23 protein-coding genes are annotated in these 19586 nt (G+C 50.2%); 17 read left to right on the top strand and 6 right to left on the bottom strand.

Annotated elements, in window-relative coordinates:
- Nucleotides 1-208: 208 nt before the first annotated feature.
- Nucleotides 209-1027 (top strand): NTP transferase domain-containing protein, encoded by an 819-nt coding sequence (locus tag BSZ32_RS12290; protein ID WP_105043686.1) that lies wholly within the window; start codon nt 209-211, stop codon nt 1025-1027.
- On the opposite strand, the gene BSZ32_RS12285 is transcribed toward BSZ32_RS12290, so the two are convergent.
- The 3 genes from BSZ32_RS12285 to metK form a co-directional block, all read right to left on the bottom strand.
- A complete protein-coding gene (locus tag BSZ32_RS12285) occupies nt 1024-1818 on the bottom strand; it encodes an HAD family hydrolase (RefSeq protein WP_105043685.1) in 795 nt (264 codons plus the stop codon). The genes BSZ32_RS12290 and BSZ32_RS12285 overlap by 4 nt on opposite strands.
- 311 nt (nt 1819-2129) lie before the next feature.
- Entirely contained in the window at nt 2130-3560 is a 1431-nt protein-coding gene (gene ahcY / locus BSZ32_RS12280) for an adenosylhomocysteinase (RefSeq protein WP_105043684.1), read from the bottom strand.
- A gap of 33 nt (nt 3561-3593) precedes the next feature.
- A complete protein-coding gene (metK, locus tag BSZ32_RS12275) occupies nt 3594-4766 on the bottom strand; it encodes a methionine adenosyltransferase (protein ID WP_105043683.1) in 1173 nt (390 codons plus the stop codon).
- Nucleotides 4767-4830: 64 nt separating this feature from the next.
- On the opposite strand from metK, the gene BSZ32_RS12270 reads away from it, so the two are divergent.
- The 12 genes from BSZ32_RS12270 to BSZ32_RS12215 all read left to right on the top strand — a co-directional run bounded on the left by BSZ32_RS12270 (nt 4831) and on the right by BSZ32_RS12215 (nt 14816).
- The gene (locus tag BSZ32_RS12270; protein WP_105043682.1) at nt 4831-5754 is read left to right on the top strand and encodes a metalloregulator ArsR/SmtB family transcription factor; all 924 of its coding nucleotides are present in this window, start codon (nt 4831-4833) and stop codon (nt 5752-5754) included.
- Between the two features lie 10 nt (nt 5755-5764).
- Nucleotides 5765-6574 carry a phosphodiester glycosidase family protein gene (locus BSZ32_RS12265; RefSeq protein ID WP_165788816.1) on the top strand — a complete coding sequence of 270 codons (810 nt, stop codon included), beginning with the start codon at nt 5765-5767 and terminating at the stop codon, nt 6572-6574.
- Nucleotides 6571-7179 carry a hypothetical protein gene (locus BSZ32_RS12260; protein ID WP_105043680.1) on the top strand — a complete coding sequence of 203 codons (609 nt, stop codon included), beginning with the start codon at nt 6571-6573 and terminating at the stop codon, nt 7177-7179. Before BSZ32_RS12265 ends, BSZ32_RS12260 begins: the two co-directional genes overlap by 4 nt.
- A gap of 95 nt (nt 7180-7274) precedes the next feature.
- Nucleotides 7275-7559, top strand: coding sequence for a hypothetical protein (locus BSZ32_RS12255; RefSeq protein WP_105043679.1), 285 nt, complete (start codon nt 7275-7277; stop codon nt 7557-7559).
- A gap of 49 nt (nt 7560-7608) precedes the next feature.
- The gene (locus tag BSZ32_RS12250; protein WP_105043678.1) at nt 7609-8406 is read left to right on the top strand and encodes a TatD family hydrolase; all 798 of its coding nucleotides are present in this window, start codon (nt 7609-7611) and stop codon (nt 8404-8406) included.
- Nucleotides 8407-8493: 87 nt separating this feature from the next.
- Nucleotides 8494-9351, top strand: coding sequence for a carbon-nitrogen hydrolase (locus BSZ32_RS12245; protein ID WP_105043677.1), 858 nt, complete (start codon nt 8494-8496; stop codon nt 9349-9351).
- Nucleotides 9352-9357: 6 nt separating this feature from the next.
- Nucleotides 9358-10416 (top strand): agmatine deiminase family protein, encoded by a 1059-nt coding sequence (locus tag BSZ32_RS12240; RefSeq protein WP_105043676.1) that lies wholly within the window; start codon nt 9358-9360, stop codon nt 10414-10416.
- A gap of 19 nt (nt 10417-10435) precedes the next feature.
- Nucleotides 10436-11335: an ADP-ribosylglycohydrolase family protein gene (locus tag BSZ32_RS12235; RefSeq protein ID WP_105043675.1), complete on the top strand. Its 900-nt coding sequence runs from the start codon at nt 10436-10438 to the stop codon at nt 11333-11335.
- 95 nt (nt 11336-11430) lie between these two features.
- A complete protein-coding gene (locus BSZ32_RS12230; protein ID WP_105043674.1) occupies nt 11431-12093 on the top strand; it encodes an alpha/beta hydrolase family protein in 663 nt (220 codons plus the stop codon).
- 15 nt (nt 12094-12108) lie between these two features.
- Nucleotides 12109-12465 carry a hypothetical protein gene (locus tag BSZ32_RS12225; RefSeq protein ID WP_105043673.1) on the top strand — a complete coding sequence of 119 codons (357 nt, stop codon included), beginning with the start codon at nt 12109-12111 and terminating at the stop codon, nt 12463-12465.
- Nucleotides 12466-12520: 55 nt separating this feature from the next.
- A complete protein-coding gene (locus tag BSZ32_RS12220; RefSeq protein WP_105043672.1) occupies nt 12521-13906 on the top strand; it encodes a dihydrolipoyl dehydrogenase family protein in 1386 nt (461 codons plus the stop codon).
- Between the two features lie 187 nt (nt 13907-14093).
- A complete protein-coding gene (locus BSZ32_RS12215) occupies nt 14094-14816 on the top strand; it encodes an AIM24 family protein (RefSeq protein WP_105043671.1) in 723 nt (240 codons plus the stop codon).
- Nucleotides 14817-14828: 12 nt separating this feature from the next.
- Here BSZ32_RS12215 and BSZ32_RS12210 read toward each other — a convergent pair whose 3' ends face one another.
- The 3 genes from BSZ32_RS12210 to sucC all read right to left on the bottom strand — a co-directional run bounded on the left by BSZ32_RS12210 (nt 14829) and on the right by sucC (nt 17922).
- Nucleotides 14829-15458 (bottom strand): MarC family protein, encoded by a 630-nt coding sequence (locus tag BSZ32_RS12210; RefSeq protein WP_105044848.1) that lies wholly within the window; start codon nt 15456-15458, stop codon nt 14829-14831.
- A 351-nt stretch (nt 15459-15809) separates the two neighbouring features.
- Nucleotides 15810-16703, bottom strand: coding sequence for a succinate--CoA ligase subunit alpha (sucD, locus tag BSZ32_RS12205; protein ID WP_105043670.1), 894 nt, complete (start codon nt 16701-16703; stop codon nt 15810-15812).
- A gap of 34 nt (nt 16704-16737) precedes the next feature.
- The gene (sucC, locus tag BSZ32_RS12200) at nt 16738-17922 is read right to left on the bottom strand and encodes an ADP-forming succinate--CoA ligase subunit beta (RefSeq protein WP_105043669.1); all 1185 of its coding nucleotides are present in this window, start codon (nt 17920-17922) and stop codon (nt 16738-16740) included.
- Nucleotides 17923-18146: 224 nt separating this feature from the next.
- Between sucC and BSZ32_RS12195 the strand changes: the two genes are divergently transcribed.
- The 4 genes from BSZ32_RS12195 to rpsU all read left to right on the top strand — a co-directional run bounded on the left by BSZ32_RS12195 (nt 18147) and on the right by rpsU (nt 19536).
- On the top strand, nt 18147-18425 hold the full coding sequence (locus tag BSZ32_RS12195) for a BrnT family toxin (protein ID WP_105043668.1): 279 nt from the start codon (nt 18147-18149) through the stop codon (nt 18423-18425).
- Between the two features lie 9 nt (nt 18426-18434).
- Nucleotides 18435-18719, top strand: a complete 285-nt coding sequence (locus BSZ32_RS12190) for a CopG family antitoxin (protein WP_105043667.1) — start codon at nt 18435-18437, stop codon at nt 18717-18719.
- A gap of 14 nt (nt 18720-18733) precedes the next feature.
- Complete coding sequence (locus tag BSZ32_RS12185) at nt 18734-19177, top strand: VanZ family protein (RefSeq protein ID WP_105043666.1); 444 nt, start codon at nt 18734-18736, stop codon at nt 19175-19177.
- A 107-nt stretch (nt 19178-19284) separates the two neighbouring features.
- A complete protein-coding gene (gene rpsU / locus BSZ32_RS12180) occupies nt 19285-19536 on the top strand; it encodes a 30S ribosomal protein S21 (protein ID WP_105043665.1) in 252 nt (83 codons plus the stop codon).
- Nucleotides 19537-19586 lie beyond the last annotated feature (50 nt).

The following is a 19586-nucleotide window of genomic DNA, read 5'->3' as shown; positions in this document are numbered from 1 at the left end:
ATCTCCGCGTGGTTTGTCTGTGAAGGTTAAAACTACCTATTGGCCAAAGGCCAATTTGATACCAGCCTATGCAAAGGGCTCTGCCCTTCCAATCGAAGACGCAGAACAAGATGAGAAGGTGATGACCGGCAACTTAGTGCATCTGATATCATTTCCTCTAAAATCACTATTGCTCGAAGTAGCTAGATAGCCCACTACTACTCTCATCATGGCAGCACCACTCTACGGACTCCTTCTCGTCGGCGGCAAATCCACCCGCATGGGTCAGGATAAGGCCCAGCTCATCTACCGTGACGACCAACCTGAGTGGATACGTTTGCACAGCCTGCTCAGTGAGCACTGCGAGAAATCCTTTCTGAGCCACCGTGCCGATCAAGAATTTGGTGTGGACGCCATCATCGACCCCGCTGAGGGCCCGCTCTGCGCCATCCATGCGGCGCAACAAGCCCACCCGCACGCCCGTTGGCTAGTGATTGCCTGCGACCTTCCACTACTCGAGTCTCCTACCATTGCCGAACTAATAGCCAGTTCAACGAGGGACAACCAAGCGACTAGCTACCGCAGCCGAGTGGACCACCGAGCTGAACCGCTTTGCGCGATCTACGAACCCAGTTCGGCCGAAGCCATCAGCCAGGCAGTCAAAAATGGATCTCGCTGCCCACGCAAGGTGCTAGAGACCATCGACACTAAACTCATCGTTCTAAAGTCGCCACACGCGCTCGATAATGCTAATAGCCCAGCTGACACATTAGAGGTCCGCAGTCATCTCACCCATTCTCGTATGTCTAAAACAATCACCGTCCGCTATTTTGCTCAACTTCGTGAACTTGCTGGTTGCGACGAGGAATCGGTCACCACTGACTCCGTCACGTCGTCCGGCCTCTACGAAGAACTCAAATCTCGCCACGCCTTTCCGCACAAACAAAAGCAGCTGATGCTAGCGATCAATGACGACTTTTCAGATTGGGCCACTCCACTCAAAGCAGGTGATGAAGTCGTCTTCATTCCACCTGTTGCCGGTGGCTAAGCTAAAAAGTAGTTGAGAGCTTCGACGCTGCCCAAGCTGCCGTGTGCCTTTGCCACGTAGCCACCATGGCTGCTGACATAGTCTTTCACCTCTTGTTGGGAATTTCCGACACAGGCAATCATCCCAGCGACATCTGGGTGGAGCTTATCAATGTCATTGTGGCCGTCGCCGATGGCAAAGACTCTCTCGACTGGCACCTGCAGCCTCCTTGCCAATTCCTGTAATGAAGTGCCTTTATGGTAATCCTTATGGGTGAAGCGCATGTAGATCGAATTTCGCAACACCCCAACTAGATCATAGCTCTTTCGTTGCTCTTCCACAAATTCCGCAATGACTATCATTTCATCTTCCGAACTTGCAATAATGCCAGCCGGATCCCCCTCTTCCTCAATCCACTGGGCTGCAGTCTCATCCTCAATGTATTGTTTCATAAGGTCGATGAATCCAGCTGATTCTTTCATAAAATGAGCGGTATCTCTCATGTAATTTTCATGCCAATCCTCTAGCCTATGCCATCGTCCAAAACGGTCACCCGGTGTGTAGATTTCACGCTCGCGCGCCACTAGGAAGTCAGGTGAAAAGGGGAAGCTACTTTGCTCAAACCCTTCTAGCATGAAGAGCAATGACCTACCCGTATTGATTGCCCAGAGCCATCCATCCTGACGCAGCTTTTCAATTGTCTCATAAAATACAGGCTCCAAAACCACCTCATTCTCAGGAAGAAATAGAGTGCCATCAAAATCAAATGATAAGATTCCTCGTACCTCTGCTGGATAATCCAATACGCGCATGCGCTGAAGTTAGCCCGACAATATTTAATATAAACTTAAAAAATCAGCAGCCGCTTTTGACAAGTTCCCTTCACGAAGCTCAGCTGAAGACTCCTCCCCTGCTAGCTTTCAATCTTTAAGGGAACCTTCGGGAACTACAATCGCTGCCGTTCTTGTAATTTTCGAGTAGAAGTCGGTTGAACTGAGAAGGCTCCATAAACCAACAATTAAAGAGGCTGGAAGCCTCTTCTACGAAAAAGCGCCAACTCGATCTAACGAGTTGACGCTGTTGATTGATGCTAGCCACTTGCTACTGACTACTCGTTACTTGATTAGTAACGATACGTCTCAGGCTTGAATGGGCCTTCGACTGGTACGTTGATGTAGTCTGCTTGATCCTGTGAAAGAGTTGTGAGCTTAGCTCCGATCTTGTTGAGGTGGAGGCGAGCTACTTCTTCGTCGAGGTGCTTAGGCAGCACTGTGACTTGGCCGGCCTTGTAGTTGTCTTTGTTCTTCCAGAGGTCGATCTGAGCGAGTATCTGGTTGGCGAAAGAGTTAGACATCACGAAGGATGGGTGGCCGGTTGCACAACCGAGGTTCACGAGGCGACCTTCAGCAAGCATATAGATGCAGTTGCCCGTTGGGAATGTGTAACGATCCACCTGCGGCTTGATGTTGAGCAGTTCAACACCGGGAGCATTGTTGAGGTTGTCGAGTTGGATCTCGTTGTCGAAGTGACCGATGTTGCAGACGATTGCTTGGTCCTTCATCTTCTCCATGTGCTCGAGGCGGATGATGTTGTAGTTACCAGTAGTGGTAACGTAGATGTCACCCCAGCCGAGTGTGTCTTCTACTGTGAGAACGCGGAAGCCTTCCATTGCAGCCTGAAGCGCACAGATTGGGTCGACCTCGGTCACAACAACCTGAGCACCTTGAGCGCGGAGTGCCTGAGCACAGCCCTTGCCCACGTCACCGTAACCACAAACAACGCCGACTTTGCCAGAGATCATCACGTCAGTAGCACGCTTGATGCCGTCTACGAGTGACTCACGGCAACCGTAGAGGTTGTCGAACTTTGATTTAGTAACAGAGTCGTTCACATTGATAGCTGGAACGAGGAGTTTGCCCTCTTCAGCCATCTGGATGAGACGGTGCACACCAGTAGTTGTCTCTTCAGAAACACCCTTCCAGTCAGCAATAATCTTAGCGAAGATTCCTGGCTGCTCAGCGTGCACCTTCTTGAGGAGATTCTTGATCACCTGCTCTTCAGCAGATTCTGCTGGCTCGTTTACCCAATCAGATCCATTCTCAAGCTCGTAGCCCTTGTGGATGAAAAGTGTTGCGTCACCACCGTCGTCGACGATGAGTTCAGGGCCTTCGCCCTTGAGGTTTACGATAGCATTCCATGTGCAGTCCCAGTACTCTTCAAGTGTCTCGCCCTTCCAAGCGAACACTGGAACACCAGCTTCAGCGATCGCTGCAGCAGCGTGGTCTTGAGTAGAGAAAATGTTGCATGAGCACCAACGTACGTCAGCACCGAGATCTACCAGAGTCTCGATGAGAACTGCTGTCTGGATTGTCATGTGAAGTGAACCCATGATACGTACGTCCTGCAGAGGCTTCTCTGCGGAGTACTTTTCACGGATCGACATGAGACCCGGCATTTCGTGTTCAGCTATATCGATTTCCTTGCGGCCAAAGCCCGCCAAGCTGATGTCAGCGATTTTGTAGTCGCTAGTTTTTTTTAGTGTTGCAGTAGACATAATAGTTTTAGTTTTTGTGAGTGTTAGAATGAGTTATTTAATTGCAGCTTTGAGGGCATCGACTTTGTCAGTCTCTTCCCAAGGAAGGTCTGCGTTTTCACGGCCGAAGTGACCGTAGTTCGTTGTTCTGCTGTAGATTGGGCGCAGTAGGTTGAGCTGAGATACGATGTCAGCAGGCTTGAAGGAAAACACTTCATTCACAGCTGCGATGATGGCGTCTTCATCAACTTTGTTAGTTTCAAAGCAATCGATGCTGATACTTACTGGGTGCGGGTGTCCGATCGCGTAAGCCACCTGGATTTCACACTTATCAGCCAACTCAGCGGCCACGATATTCTTAGCAACCCAACGGCACATGTAGGCTGCTGAGCGGTCCACCTTTGATGGATCTTTACCAGAGAAAGCACCACCACCGTGGCGGCCCATGCCACCGTAGGTATCTACAATAATCTTACGGCCAGTAAGACCACAATCACCAACGGGTCCACCGATAACGAAGTTACCAGTTGGGTTGATGAGTAGTTCAGTATTTTCTGAGATGAGTTCTTGTGGAAGCACCTTCTTGATTACCTTTTCAGTCATCGCTTCGACGATCTCTGCGTGGCTGATACCGTCTGCGTGCATAGTGGAAATCACTACAGCTGTAATCTCAGTCACTTTGCCATCAACATAGCGGCAAGAAACCTGAGTTTTAGCATCTGGGCGGAGCCAAGCTAGTTCGCCAGCCTTGCGGATACGTGTCACTTCTTGCGCGAGTCGGTGGCTGTAAATGATCGGAGCTGGCATCAGCTCCTTTGTTTCATTAGAAGCGTAACCAAACATGAGGCCCTGATCTCCAGCACCCTGTTCATCGTGATCCTTACCTTCAGCTTCCACATCATCCACACCTTGTGCGATGTCAGTAGACTGTTGGCCTAGCGCGTTGATGAATACAAATTTTTCAGCATGGAAATCGCAGTCATCGTGGGTGTATCCGATCTCCTTGATAGCTTCGTAAACTGCTGTCTGGTAGTTGAATTTTGCATCCGTGCGGATCTCACCAGCGAGCACAACCATATTGTCCTTCACCAGAGTTTCACACGCCACGCGGCTATTAGGATCCTGCTCGAGACAGCGGTCCACGATGTAGTCACTGATAGTATCACTGATTTTATCAGGATGGCCTTCAGTTACGGACTCCGAAGAGAAAATGTAGGATTGATTCATGAATTATAGAGTTGCATCATCAAATCTTGATGCGTTGATATGTGTAGCTATAACCCAGATCCTAATGCCGTCAATTTTAAATTCTCTAAAACTCATTTCCGATCCCACCCGTCTGCGTTTGCTTATTTTGTTGGAATCTGAGGAACTTAGTGTGGCTGAGCTGCAATCTATTTTAGGCATGGGCCAAAGCAGGATCTCCACTCAGCTTTCTCAGCTAAAGAAGGAAAGTCTCGTCAGCGACCGACGCGTTGGAAAGAACAACCTGTATTCGTCCAGCGCTCCGGATTCCTTGATTCAGGTCGCCCGCCAAGCCGCTGAGGAAATCCCTGAAATCCCCACTGACCGCGCCGCTCTTCGTCTCACGCTGCGCAAACGCAAGGATCGAGCTCGCACCTACTTTGACGAACTCGCGGGCAAATTCGGCCGCCAATACGTTCCTGGTCGATCATGGAAAGGACTGGCAGAAGCATTCCTCAAAATCCTCAACTACGATGTTGTCGCGGATCTCGGTGCTGGCGAAGGCACACTTTCCCAGCTCCTCGCCCAACGAGCAAAGAAGGTCATCGCCGTCGACAACTCGCAAAAGATGGTCGAGTTCGGCCAACAGCTCGCCAAAGACCACAAATTACCCAATCTAGAATACCGACTCGGCGACATCGAGAACCCACCGATCGACCCCAGCTCAGTCGATCTCGCGATTTTCTCCCAAGCCCTGCACCACGCTGAGCACCCTGAGCGCGCACTGCAAAAGGCTTTCGAAATCCTCCAGCCTGGAGGCACCTTAGTCGTCCTCGATCTACTCCAACACAACTTCGAGCAAGCGCGTGAAATGTACTTCGACACCTGGCTAGGATTTTCTGAGCTTTCTATCACCTCGATGTTAGAGGATAGTGGATTCGAGAACGTGGAAACTGCCATCGTCGACAAAGAAGATGAGCCACCACATTTCCAGACATTGCTCGCCACCGCGCGCAAGCCAAACACCTAGCTCTTACATCTTGGACAGGATATTACATTCAGTGAGTCGTCAGCACCCGCTGATAGCTGCAGCCATTAGCTTGGCTCTATCAGCCAGTATTCACGCAGCACCAAAGGCACTAGTCATTGACGAGGAAGACAACCAGCCACTACTCCAGCCTAGCTACCACAAGGTCACCAGCAATGGCGTGCGACTCCACCTCGTCAGCTTTGACACCCGTAACTGCGCACTACAAGTCATCGACCAAGCCTCTGGCCCAGCCAGCCAATGGTCGACTGCCTCAAGTGTAGGCAAAGCCAAAAGTGCTCACGCCTGCATCAATGCAGGATTCTTTAATCCCGATGGCTCACCACTCGGCCTCGTCATAGCTGACGGAAAACCCCGAGGATTGATCAACAACTCCTCGCTCGGTGCTGGCTTTTTTTACACCAACGGCAAGCAATCTGGTATCGCTCGGAAATCAGATCTTAGCCGCATCCGCAGCCAACTAGTTCCGACTTATTTATTGCAAACTGGCCCGATGCTCAGCTACCGCAAAGCAGCTATCTCTGGACTCTCCAGTAAAAACCCACGTACCAGATCATTTCTCGCCACCGATGGCTCTTACCACTGGCTCATAGGCTACGCCGAAAGTGCCACACTCGAGCAACTTGGCAAAGCCTTGACAGGAAAGCGCCTAGCCAACGTAAACATCTATCACGCCATCAACCTTGACGGAGGCCGCTCCTCTGACTTATGGGTCTCCCCGTCAGTTCAGAACGGCGACAAGACATTCCGCGCACTGTGGAATAAACCCGTTCGAAACTTCCTCCTACTCACTAAGAAATGAAAGCTCTGCTCTTCTTCCTCCTCAGCATCACCATCGCCTCGGCACAATATCAAAAGCTCGATGCCCCGGTGAACAATGATGGCCGCTCTCTCTCCTTTCATCTTTATCACTTCGATGCGCACAAAAACCCCGCCCAACTCCATTCCAAACCAAAGCGCATCGAATCAGCCATCCACACCCGCAGCCACCTCGCAGGTGTGGCCCTAGGTACTCCCTCACCTGAGCAGACATTCACCCTCATCACCCAACAAGGCATACTCAAAGTCACTGCTGGTAAAAATGCGGGATCAGCCATTGGCCCCTGTTTGCTCTCTCAAACCGGAAACCCAGCCGGACTCGATGGCAAGCACCACGCTCGACGCACCTTCCTGCTCCACAATGGAGCGAACCTATGGGCTATCGGATACGCTCCCTCCATCAGCCAACAGCAGCTGGCCAAAGCCCTTCAACACATCAGTAGAAAGGGCAATATCCGCTACACCACCGCCTACCAGCTCAACGCCGGAAACTCCTCAGGCCTCTGGGTCAGCAAAGGCAACTACCACCCATTCTACCTCAAAGAACTCCAATCACCGGCCTGCGTCCTCAGCGTTAGATTACGCTAAGTACAATTATTTAGAGCTTTAAGCTTTGAGCTCCCCCTCTTGAAAAGATGTAATTCTTCCGTGCTATTCACAAGAATCAGCACTAGAATAAAGCCATGCCCAGTAAGAAAGACATACTAGATCTCTACTTCATGCCCGCCCGACGTGACTTGATAGAAATAGCAGCCTATCTCGATCGCTTAGATCGTCACGAAGGAGAAGAAGACTTTCGCGTCGCTGGATTTTACAAAGCGCTCGTGGCTCTGCAGAACCCCGGTGACAAATCGCGGGCAGAAGCCGTCCTGCTAGCTCTCTCTGACCACAGCGAAACACCCATCCCGGCCGCCACCATTCAAGGAGCCTTCGGCGCCCCGGATGAGTCACTCATCAACAGCCAGTAGTCTACTATTCTCTTTATCCTCTCACCTTTTTCCCTTTTCCTTAATAGAAATGAAATACATCGAACCACACGGCCATATGGTCAGCCGCACCACGGATGACTATCAGAAAATGGCAATGGCTGGCTGTGAAGCTATTTGCGAGCCCGCATTCTGGGCCGGTTACGACCGCGCTTCAGTCCAAGGATTTTACGACTATTTCCGCCAACTCACCGAATACGAACCAGCCCGAGCTGCCAAATTTGGCATCCCCCACTTTTGCTGGCTCTGTATCAACCCAAAGGAATCAGAAGACGCCGGCTTTGCCCGTGAAGTTCTTTCTCTTATCCCTGAGTTCATCGACAGACCAACAGTACTAGGCATCGGTGAAATTGGTCTCAACAAGAACACCAAGAACGAACTCGCGATCTTTGAAGAGCATGTTGAAATCGCTAAAAAATACGACCAACCAATTCTCATCCACACCCCCCACCTTGAAGACAAACTCAAAGGGACAAAGCTGATCATCGATGCTCTAAAAAATGCCAACGTCGATTCCTCACGTGTGGTGATCGACCACGTAGAAGAGCACACCGCTGGCCTAGTGTTAGATAATGGTTTTTGGGCGGGAATGACCCTCTACCCAGAATCGAAGTGCACTCCAGCCCGCGCCGTCGATATCCTCGAAAACTTTGGTATGGAAAACATCTGGATGAACTCAGCCTGCGACTGGGGCGTCTCAGACCCACTCGCCGTCGTCAAAACAGCACTAGAAATGGGCAAACGCCAGTACGACAAAGCAACCATTGAGCGCGTCATCTACGACAACCCGAAAAGTTTCCTAGAAAACTGCCCAAACTTCAAAATCTAAGCGTCCACTAGTCCCTTTCCGCTTCATCAGCAGAGCCCCTTGACTATTGACCCTTGACCAATGACTAGAGCACCGCTGTAAAATACCATGCCACGCATTGCCTTGCTTCAGCTCACCGCCTTCGCTGAGCCTGAGAAAAATATTCGTAAAACCGAAGCAGCCATTCGTCAGGCTGCCTCTGAGGGTGCACAAATCATCTGCACCCAAGAACTCTTTACCACCGAGTACTTTTGCACCACTCAGGACACCAGCAACTTTGATCTAGCAGACAAATTGCCTGGACCTCTCACTGAGAGCCACCAAGCCCTAGCCAAAGAACTAGGGGTGGTCATTGTCGCCAGTGGTTTCGAAAAGCGAGCGACGGGTCTCTATCACAATACTGCATGGGTGATCGACGCCGATGGCTCCTACCTCGGCCATTATCGGAAAATGCACATCCCTCAAGACCCGGGATTTGAAGAGAAGTTCTACTTCACCCCAGGCGACACTGGATACAAGGCATTCGACACCCAGTTTGGAAAAATAGGAGTCTTGATTTGCTGGGACCAATGGTACCCAGAAGCCGCCAGACTCACCGCCCTCAAGGGGGCTGAAATCCTCATTTACCCAACCGCTATTGGATGGCTCCCTGAAGAAAAGGCCGAACTAGGCGAAGCCCAACACAACGCCTGGCAAGCTGTCCAGTGTGGTCATGCTGTTGCTAACAGTTGCTACGTCGTTGCCATCAACCGCACCAGCACTGAAGGTAACACAGAATTCTGGGGACAGTCCTTCGTCTCAAACCACTATGGACAAGTCATCGCTAAGGCACCGATCTCAGAAGAGAAAATCCTCACAGCCGACCTCGACATGGAGGCGTTAGAAGAACATCGCCGGATTTGGCCGTTTTTCCGAGACCGCAGAATCGGCAGCTACAGCCAGATCACTGAACGCTTCATCGACTAATTTCAAATGAGCCCACAAATCGAACACCTCCACTGGCCAGCGGAATGGGAGAAACAAGATCATGTGTGGTTCTCATGGCCGCACAGGTCAGACACTTGGCCGGCAGAAAAACTTGCGCAGATTCAGCATCAGTTTGCTCACATCATCACTATAGCTGCGCGATTTCAGCAGGTTTCTATCAATGCTCACGAGTCGTTACACAAAGGGATTTTAAAGACCCTAGCAGCTTCTAACTGCGAACTAAGTAACATCACTCTCCACAACCATGCCACCAATGATGTCTGGTGCCGAGATCACGGAGCTACCTTTGTCATCAACAAAAATACTCATAAGCTCAGAGCCGTCGATTGGAACTTCAATGCCTGGGGCGGAAAGTTTCCACCATGGGACCTCGACGATGCTGTCGCGGCTCAGATGGCTACCGCGACCAAAGCCGAACATTATCGCTCACCACTTTTCTTCGAAGGCGGAGCCATAGAAGGCAACGGAGCTGGAACTCTCATCACCACGGGGGCTGTCGCTCTCAATACTAACAGGAATCCTGAGTGGTCGAAGTCTGATGTGGAAACCGAGCTTCGCAAGGCTCTTGGAGTCAGCGACATTTTTTGGCTACCTTCAGGAATTGAAGGAGACGACACAGACGGCCATATCGATGATCTCACGCGCTTTGTCAAAGAAGACGCCATTGTCAGTGTTGTAGAAAAAAACAGCCAAGAACCGAACTATAAGATACTCCAGCGTAACTTAGAGATACTGCAAGATCTACGCACTGTCAGTGGCTCCAGAGTAGAAACAGTCGAACTAACAATGCCCGATCCACTGATCGCAGAAAACTGGAGGCTCGATCAGCTACCAGCAAGTTACGCCAATTTCCTCATCCTCAATGACGCCGTCCTTGTCCCCACTTTCGCGCAAGCTAAAAATGACGACCACGCTCTAGGAATCCTTCGCGAATGTTTTCCTGATAGATTAGTTGCTGGAATCGATTGCCGCGACATAGTCTGGGAAGGCGGTGCAATGCATTGTATCTCCCAACAACAACCGAGTATCCCCGAAGTCGAGTAACTCACATAAATATAACTCCATGATCCACCACCCAAATCTTTTAAAGGCAGCGCTGGTCGCTGATTCGCTCAATCTCGGCCCACATTGGGTTTACAATCAATCGGCGCTTGCGCGTAAGTTTGCTGATGGAGTGTTTACACTAGCGGCGCCAGCCACCAAGTATCATCCAGGGAAAACTGCTGGTGATTTTACTCACTACGGTGACGTTCTAACTCTCATCCTCAATACACATGCGCTGAGCGGAAAATGGAGTCACTCACTCTACAAGCACACTTGGCTAGAGTTCTGGAACAATACTGAGAGCTACGTCGATGGAGCAACTCAGCAAACCATCGATCACCTCAATTCTCCTGAGACCTCGCCCGCTTCCGTGGCGAACGACTCAGCTGGCGCAGCACTCGCTCTTTCACTCATCGCATTTTTAGATACTGCGGATCAAGCTGCGAGTATTGCAGCAGTTCGCCAGCACGTGAAATTTTCTCACAGCGATCCTGAGACTGTGGACAGCGCTGAGTATTTTGCTCGCGTCACTCTGCTCCTCCTCAATGGCTCCAGCCTCAGCGAGGCGCTAGAGTTCGCAGCGCAGCACAACTACGCTCACCTCGACGCATCGGCCTATTTAGAAAAAGCTAAAGCTGCTCTCGACTCAACAGAGCACCTCAAAGTCGCAGCTAACTTCGGCCTAACCTGCCAGCACCCAGAGGCATTCCCGCTGACACTTTTCTATCTTCTCAGAAACCCAACAGATCTCAGTCAAGCTCTAAACGAGAACGCGCTCGCTGGCGGTGACAACGCCGCTAGAGCAATCATCATCGCCATTATCCTGACAGCGGCTAACGGCTGGAGCGAAGAGCTCACTCCACTTTGGACGCAGCTCAATGTACATCAAAAACTCGAAGCTCAGCTAGCCAAGCTATAACACCTCGTAGAAAGACTCTCAGTTTCACCAATCAGCAAGGCAACTCGCTATAAGCAACTCTAGAGTTACCCGCCGAGACACCTCGAGCATACGCCATTTTTGCGCACTGCTTCACCTGTGGTCAATCCAGCCGTGGAGCCACACGCATCACTAATGCTCTAGCAAAGCAAGGCATCGCCACTCTGCGCTTTGACTTCACGGGACTCGGTAGAAGTGAAGGAGATTTCGCGGAGACCTCCTTCCTCACCAACACGCAAGACCTCGTCGCAGCGGCTAACTATCTAGAAGAAAAATTCGCCGCACCTAGCATCTTGATTGGTCACTCGCTCGGCGGCGCAGCAGTACTCGCCACAGCTCACCTTCTCCCTTCGGTGAAAACGATTGCTACTGTCGGGGCTCCTGCAGACCCAACTCACGTACAGCACCTTTTCTCTCAACATCTAGACGAAATTAAAACCAAGGGGAGCGCTGAGATCAGTCTCGCTGGCCGTCCTTTCAAAATCGGCAAACGCTTCCTCGACGATGTCGAAAACCACTGCCAACCATGCCATATAGGTAATCTCAAACGCGATCTCCTGATCCTGCACTCACCCACTGATGACATCGTCGGCATCGACAATGCTGCAGCAATCTACAGTGCCGCAAAGCATCCAAAGAGCTTCGTCTCCCTCACGAACACCGATCACTTGCTACTCAAGCCCGGTGCCGCTGAGCAAGCGGCCGATCTGATTGCGGCCTGGGCTAAACGCAGCATCTGACAACAAAATCATTCCATGTCGCAGTCTTCACTCTTTATCAAAACCGCTCTAGATCGGAGTAGTCTGCTTCGTGGTTTTTATACATCACTCATTGTCGGGAGACTACTTAACCTTATCAATTTAGACTTCGACTCGCCCAACATCCTAAAGGCACTTCTCACCTACTGTGTTCCCTTGGTGGTCTCCATCTACTCCGCCACCGCTGCTCGATTGCGTTTCGATTCTGGGATGCGCGCGGCAGAAGACGCTCAACTAAAATGCTCAGCATGCTCGGTTACAGAAATTGACTTACAGGAAAACGAAATCATTCCAGAGTGCCCTCACTGCAAGGATCATACCCAATGGAATAAATCAGCACACCTTCACTCATAACAAGGCATAAGCTAGATGAACCTAATGCCAAACTCTCTCTTTAACAAAAATTACCATGGAAAAATTTGATCTCATAATCATCGGTGGCGGCCGCGCTTCTGGACTCGCCATTGCTGCTGCTCAGGAAGGCAAAAAAGTAGCCCTCATCGAGCGAAATACATTGGGTGGCACCTGCCCAAATCGCGGCTGTGTGCCATCAAAATTGCTGATCGGTTATGCTGAGGCTGCTCGCCGCGTGCGCGAGGCCTCACGCCACCATATCGATGCCACAATCAACGGCATAGATCGCCAGAAGATGTTTGACGAAGTCGCAGAATGGATCAGCGGAGTCGATCCACGCTATGAGTCCCGTCTACCAGCCAACATTACCCTCTATCGCGGCACGGGCTCATTCCTATCTAACAATGAGGTCCTCATCTCTGGTAAAGACGGTGAAGAAGTCGCTCAGATCACCTCGGAGACTATCGTTATTGCGACTGGTACACGTCCACGTCCAGCACCTTATTCAGAGTACCCAGTCTGGACTAGTGATAATATTTGCCCACTAAAGAACACACCTCCAGCCTCACTCACCATCATTGGTGGCGGATTTATAGGCTGTGAACTTGGAGCGTTTTTCTCAGCCATCGGCACCGAGACTAGCATCCACGTGCGCGGAAAAACTCTACTGCCACGTATCGATCCAGAACTCGCTCCTATCTTCCAAGAGCAATTCGAACACCACACTCCAGTCTACTATGAATCGTCATTGAGCGATTTGACCTATGACGGGGAAATGTTCACCTGCACGTTCAGTCACCCAGATGGCTCCAACCATCAGCACGTCAGTGAGCGCATACTCTTCGCCACTGGCCGTGTCGCAAACTCTGATACTCTTCGACTAGAGAACACTGACATTGAAACAGATGATCGCGGCTTCATTAAGACTGATGACCACCTTCGCTCAACAGTTCCTGGTATCTATGCTGCGGGTGATATTGCAGGAAACTATATTCTCCAGCACACCGCTAGTTACGACATCCATTACCTACGCCAGTCCATCTTGAAAGGCTCGACTGAGGCTCTCGATTACGGTGCCGTGCCACACGCTATTTTCACGGAACCTGAAGTTGCATCTGTCGGCTTCACTGAAAAAGAACTCCAAGACAAAGGCATCAACTATGTATCCACTCTACGCGACTGGAAATCTAGCGCCCGCGCGATGGCTAGCAAACTGGACTACCCACGCACTAAACTGCTCATCAGCCCAGACACCTATGCAGTTCTCGGCTGCCACCTCATAGGCCCAGATTCGTCAACATTGATTCACCAGATCCTCATGCTGATGCACTTGAAAAATGACATCCGCGAGTTGCCAAAAATGATTCACATCCACCCAGCGCTTCCTGAGCTATTCCTCGACGCAGCCATCGACGTGATCAAGAAGGCTAAGTTTACCTAACTGACATATTCTAGGTGTCGATTGGCGCGATATAGTTTGGCGAGGGGAAGCCTCCCTCTGCATCAGCCAGCATCAAGTTAGAGTTAGAGTTAGCTGAATTTTAAATTACAAAATAGCCGTCATTTCACCATTGCTACTCATTGAACAATTGGTTCATCTAGCACCCTCAATTATACAAAATAAAACCATGACCCAACCTCCAACACTTAACGAACCATCACGTCGCTATAGCATCGCAGAATTTGTCGAAGCCACAGAACAACAAGACCGCGGCCACGGAGTTTTCGAACTGGAAACCCCTCGCATGCTAGAAGTAAATCTCAACGGCAGAATGCATACTAAGCTCGGATCGATGGTATCCTACCGTGGCGAGGTGAAATTCACCCGTGAGGGAATTCTAGACCAAGGCGTTGGAAGCCTTCTTAAAAAAGCTATTTCAGGAGAAGGAATGCGCCTTACCTATGCTGACGGCCAGGGCAAAGTTTACCTCGCTGATGCCGGCAAGAAAATCTCAATTCTTAACCTGGACAACGAAGGTATTGTTGTGAACGGAAATGATGTCCTCGCATTTGAACCCACTCTCAACCATAAGATCTCAATGATGAGGAAAGTTGCGGGAATGATGGCGGGAGGCCTGTTCAATGTAGCATTCAATGGTAGTGGCCTTTTAGCTATCACGAGCCACTACGAGCCTGTCACTCTGCGTGTCACTCCTGGCTGCCCAGTCTTTACCGACCCTAATGCCACCGTCGCTTGGAGCGCTGGACTCTCACCTAACATCAAGACTGATGTTTCACTGAAGACTTTCTTCGGCCGAGCCTCAGGCGAGTCTCTCCAGATGATTTTTGAAGGCGAAGGCTTCGTCGTCATCCAGCCCTATAAAGAAATCTACCTTAATCAAAAAGGTTAAAACACTGAGGGCCTAGCTAGCTGCGATGGCCCCTGCCACCCCCTCAATCAACATCTGCACACCGATCACCGCTAGGATAAGTCCCATCAAGCGAGTCACAATATTGATTCCACCGCGGCCGAGGTAGCGCACAATTTTCTCACCAGAAACAAAGAAGAAGTAAGTTACCACGCAAAGCAGAGCAAACATGGCGACTGTGATTAAAGATTCACTCCAGCCACCCGTGCTAGAGAAGTTGATGGTTGTCGCTATCGTTCCGGGGCCAGCTAAGATTGGAACCGCTAGAGGTGAAACAGCAACGTCTGCATCCTCTTCGTCCGCTTTGTCTTCACCTCGGGGTTTGTGCATTTTGGAACGTTCCCCATTGAGCATATGGTAGCCAATTAAGAAAACCAAGATTCCCCCAGTCACCCGTAACGCCGGTAATGTAATACCGAAAAGGTGGAAAATTGCGTTACCTAACAAAGCAAATGTAGTGATCACACAGAATGCGATCAACAACGATTTTCTCGCTATTTTCTTCTTTTTCTGTGCCGTCTCGTCTGCCGTGAGCCCTATAAAAACTGCCGTGTTAGCCACTGGGTTCATAATGGCAAAATAGCCAAGAAAGACTGTGAGTATGTGCCCTAGCAAATCATGTATCATATAACCTTCACGGTAGCGCCATAGATCAAAATGAACAGCAGATTTACAGCGCAGTAAAAGTACTCCCCCCCTGCACAACACAAAAAATACAGCAGTCACGCCGATATTTATCCAAGCTGATCTCTCTCAAACAGAGCTACAAGCCCTCTCACATTAGTTCTAACACAAACGCCCCTAACGAAGGATCGACGTTAGCAACGCTGATCCGCCAAGAAGCAGCGGCTACTAGCAAACTAACAAAAAAACGCTCTCACTTTAGTGAGAGCGTTTTGGAAATAAAGTCGTTAGCGCTTCATCTATCCAGTCTGAAAACTGAATTCTGAAAACTGCCAACTCCGCCGAAGGCGACTACTTAAGCATGTCGACGAGCGTGCGGCCCATCTCAGAAGGAGTCTCGGAGACTGCGATTCCGCACTCAGCGAGGATACGCTTCTTTGCTTCTGCTGTGTCGTCTTCACCACCGACGATAGCGCCAGCGTGGCCCATACGGCGTCCCGGAGGCGCTGTAGCACCAGCGATGAAACCAGCGATTGGCTTGGAGCAGTGCTCAGCAGCCCAACGAGCAGCTTCAGCTTCTGCGTTACCACCGATCTCACCGATCATGATGATTGCTTCAGTTTCGTCGTCGTCGTTGAACATCTTGAGAACGTCGAGGTGGGAAGTGCCGTTGATTGGGTCACCACCGATACCTACACATGTGGACTGGCCGTAACCGAGATGAGTGAGCTGGTAAACAGCCTCGTATGTGAGTGTGCCAGAACGGGACACAACACCAACGTTACCACGCTTATGAATGTAACCTGGAGCGATACCGATACGGCAACCGCCGTGTGAGTCTTTACCAGTTCCTGGAGTAACAACACCTGGACAGTTAGGCCCGATGAGACGAGTCTTCTTACCAGCCATAGCAGCTTTCACACGCATCATGTCAGCCACCGGGATTCCCTCAGTGATACAGATAACGAGGTCGAGATCTGCGTCAACAGCTTCGAGGATAGCATCAGCTGCGAATGGTGGTGGAACGAAGATTGCGGAAACAGTGGCGCCGGACTGCTTGGCAGCGTCGGAAACTGAATCGTAAATCGGAGTAGCCGCGCCGAATGTCTGACCGCCCTTACCAGGGGTCACACCAGCAACGATCTGAGTGCCGTAGTCGAGGGAAAGCTGTGCGTGCTTACCACCGAAGCCACCTGTGATACCCTGAATGAGTACCTTGGTGTTTTCATCTACTAAAATAGCCATATTAAATTATGAGTTAGAAATTAAGAATTAGGAATTAGCCTTTAACTGCAGCTACAATCTTCTTGGCTGCGTCGTTAAGGTTGTCTGCGCCGATAACAGCGAGGTCGGATTCAGCGATGAGCTTCTTACCTAGCGCTACGTTAGTGCCTTCGAGGCGAACAACGAGCGGGATGTTAAGTTCAAGCTCAGCTGCTGCTGCGAGGATGCCTTCAGCAATGATGTCACACTGCATGATACCACCAAAGATGTTCACGAGGATACCTTCGACCTTAGGGTCAGAAAGGATGATCTTGAACGCTGCAGAAACCTGCTCTTTAGTTGCCCCACCTCCTACGTCGAGGAAGTTTGCTGGATCACCACCGAAGTGCTTGATGATGTCCATTGTTGCCATTGCTAGGCCTGCACCGTTTACCAGACAAGCGATGTTGCCGTCGAGTCCGATGTAGTTGAGATCGAATGTAGAAGCTTCCACTTCACGTGGGTCTTCTTCTGATGTATCGCGCATTGCAACGATCTCTGGGTGACGGTAAAGTGCGTTATCGTCGAAGCCAAACTTGGCGTCGAGAGCGAGCACGTCGCCAGTAGGAGTTACCACCAGTGGGTTGATCTCAACCATGTCGCAATCACAATCGATGAAGAGCTTGTAGAGGTTTTTGATCAGCTTAGAAAATTGCTTAGCTTGGTCACCGGAGAGTTCAAGAGCACCTGCGAGTTTACGCACTTCGTATGGCTGGAGGCCTGCAAGTGGGTGAACGAACTGGCGAACCAATTTCTCAGGAGTCTTCTCAGCCACTTCCTCAATATCCATGCCACCTTCTGTAGATGCTACGATCACAGGCTGTGATGTTTCGCGGTCGAGAAGAATAGCGAGATAGAGTTCGCGGGAGATGTCAGCTGCTTCAGCTATCATCACCTTGGAAACAAGACGTCCAGCTTCACCTGTCTGGTGAGTGACAAGTGTCTGTCCGAGCATCTTGCTCGCAAGATCACCTGCTTCAGCTGGAGTTTTAGGGAAGTGAACTCCACCTTTAAAACCATTTGTGAAAGTGCCTTTACCGCGGCCACCTGCGTGGACTTGCGCCTTTATAACAAGGTCGTTGCCGCCAATTGCATTGGCTGCAGCTACCGCCTCTTCCGCTGTGCTTGCTACCATCCCATTAGGACTTGGCACACCGAACTTCTCGAACAGCTCTTTGGCTTGATACTCGTGAATATTCATGGATATGAACGCCTTCATGGCGTAACGTTCGGCTTCTAGTGGTATGACACAGAACGGTCAAGGTGAATCCGTACAACCATTGGAAAGTTCGTCTATTTCTTGATACTGCTAATCATCACAAGCATGAATCTTGTTAATGCTTCGAAACCATCTTGTTATAATAAGGCTTGTAGCAATTTTGTTGCCATTTGATAGATTTCATTAGAGTCTATCAATCAGCCGTTATGGAACTTGACCTTATTGATGCACAAATTGATCTCAACTCCTTTTCTCCAAGAGAAATTGAGGAAATTCTCGAAGACCCGTTTGCCGTACGTTTCTTACCCGATCACGACCGGCAGGATGGCGAGTCACGCTATTATATGCTAGGCCGTACAGTGGCCGACAGGTTCTTATTCCTAGCCTTCTCTACTGATGGTAAAAAGGCCCGCATCTATGCTGTTCGCGAAATGACCGATGGTGAGAATCGATTTTACGACCGTAAATACGCTCAATACAAATAGAATAGCACGATGAATACGATTTATAAGTGGTCCGAGATACCAGAATTTCAAGACGAGCTGGAAGAATCTGCTTTTTGGCAAACGCATGAGTTGGATGCAAAGCTGATGGTGGGTTCGGTCCACGAGCGCGACTCTAAAGAGTCCACGACCATCACCCTACGCTTTGACCCACGTATGCTTTCACGGATCAAGCGCATGGCCCGCTCACGCTACCTCAACTACCAATCGATGATGAAGCAATGGCTTTCTGAACGACTTGAGGAAGAAGCCCGTCGCGCTGACCAATCAGACTGAAACCATTCGTTAGAATGTTAAGACGCTTTACCCGCTTTGGTCAAAAACGGCCAAAAGCATGGATCTTTGCTTGGTCCTTATGGTTCGTCACCCTGTGGCTTCTATCTTCAGGCACACCTGCTCCAGAGAACGTTCCTAAAATCCCCCACCTCGACAAAATTGCCCACTTTGGGTTTTTCTTCGGCGGCGGCGGATTGCTCTGCGGCTGGCTCAGACACCAATTTAATAAGCTTAATGCTGTTTTATGCATTGGCATCACGACTCTAGTAGGCTCTCTAGTTGGCGTGATCGACGAATATCACCAAACCTTCACTCCTGGACGCTCAGGTAATGACATTGGTGATTGGACTGCTGACACCCTTGGTAGTTTCACCGGTGCCATCGTCATGATTCTCGTCCTAAAATACACGGCCACTTGGAGCAATCGAAAGAGTCAAGCTCTCAATCATTCGGATTGACCTCAACGAATCCGAATATTTCTCACTCACATGCTTGACAGATGCTGGAATCCTTTTTAGGTTCCGCCTCCCAACCTGAAATTAACAAAAATTTTCATATATATACCATGCGTGGAGTAACAATCAACAAAGGCGAGCCAGTAGATCGCGCCCTTAAGCGTCTCAAATCACTTCTCGATAACGAGGGCATCCTCGAAGAAATGCGCCGTCGTCGTGCATTCGAAACACCAGTACTTCGCGCTAAGCGCAAGTGCCGTACAGCTTCTAAGCGTAACCGCCAGCGTTTCCGCTACACTAGCCCAACACAAGACGCAGCAGCAGCAGCAGCAAAAGCAGCTCGCATCGCAGCTGAAGCTTAAGCAAACCTGATTTCAGGTCTCTTTCACGGGCATCCTTTTACGAGGATGCC

The sequence above is a fragment of the Rubritalea profundi genome (genome assembly GCF_002954445.1).
GTDB lineage: Bacteria > Verrucomicrobiota > Verrucomicrobiia > Verrucomicrobiales > Akkermansiaceae > Rubritalea > Rubritalea profundi.
Note: the sequence above shows the minus strand (reverse complement) of the source record. Positions and strands in the feature narration are given on the sequence as shown.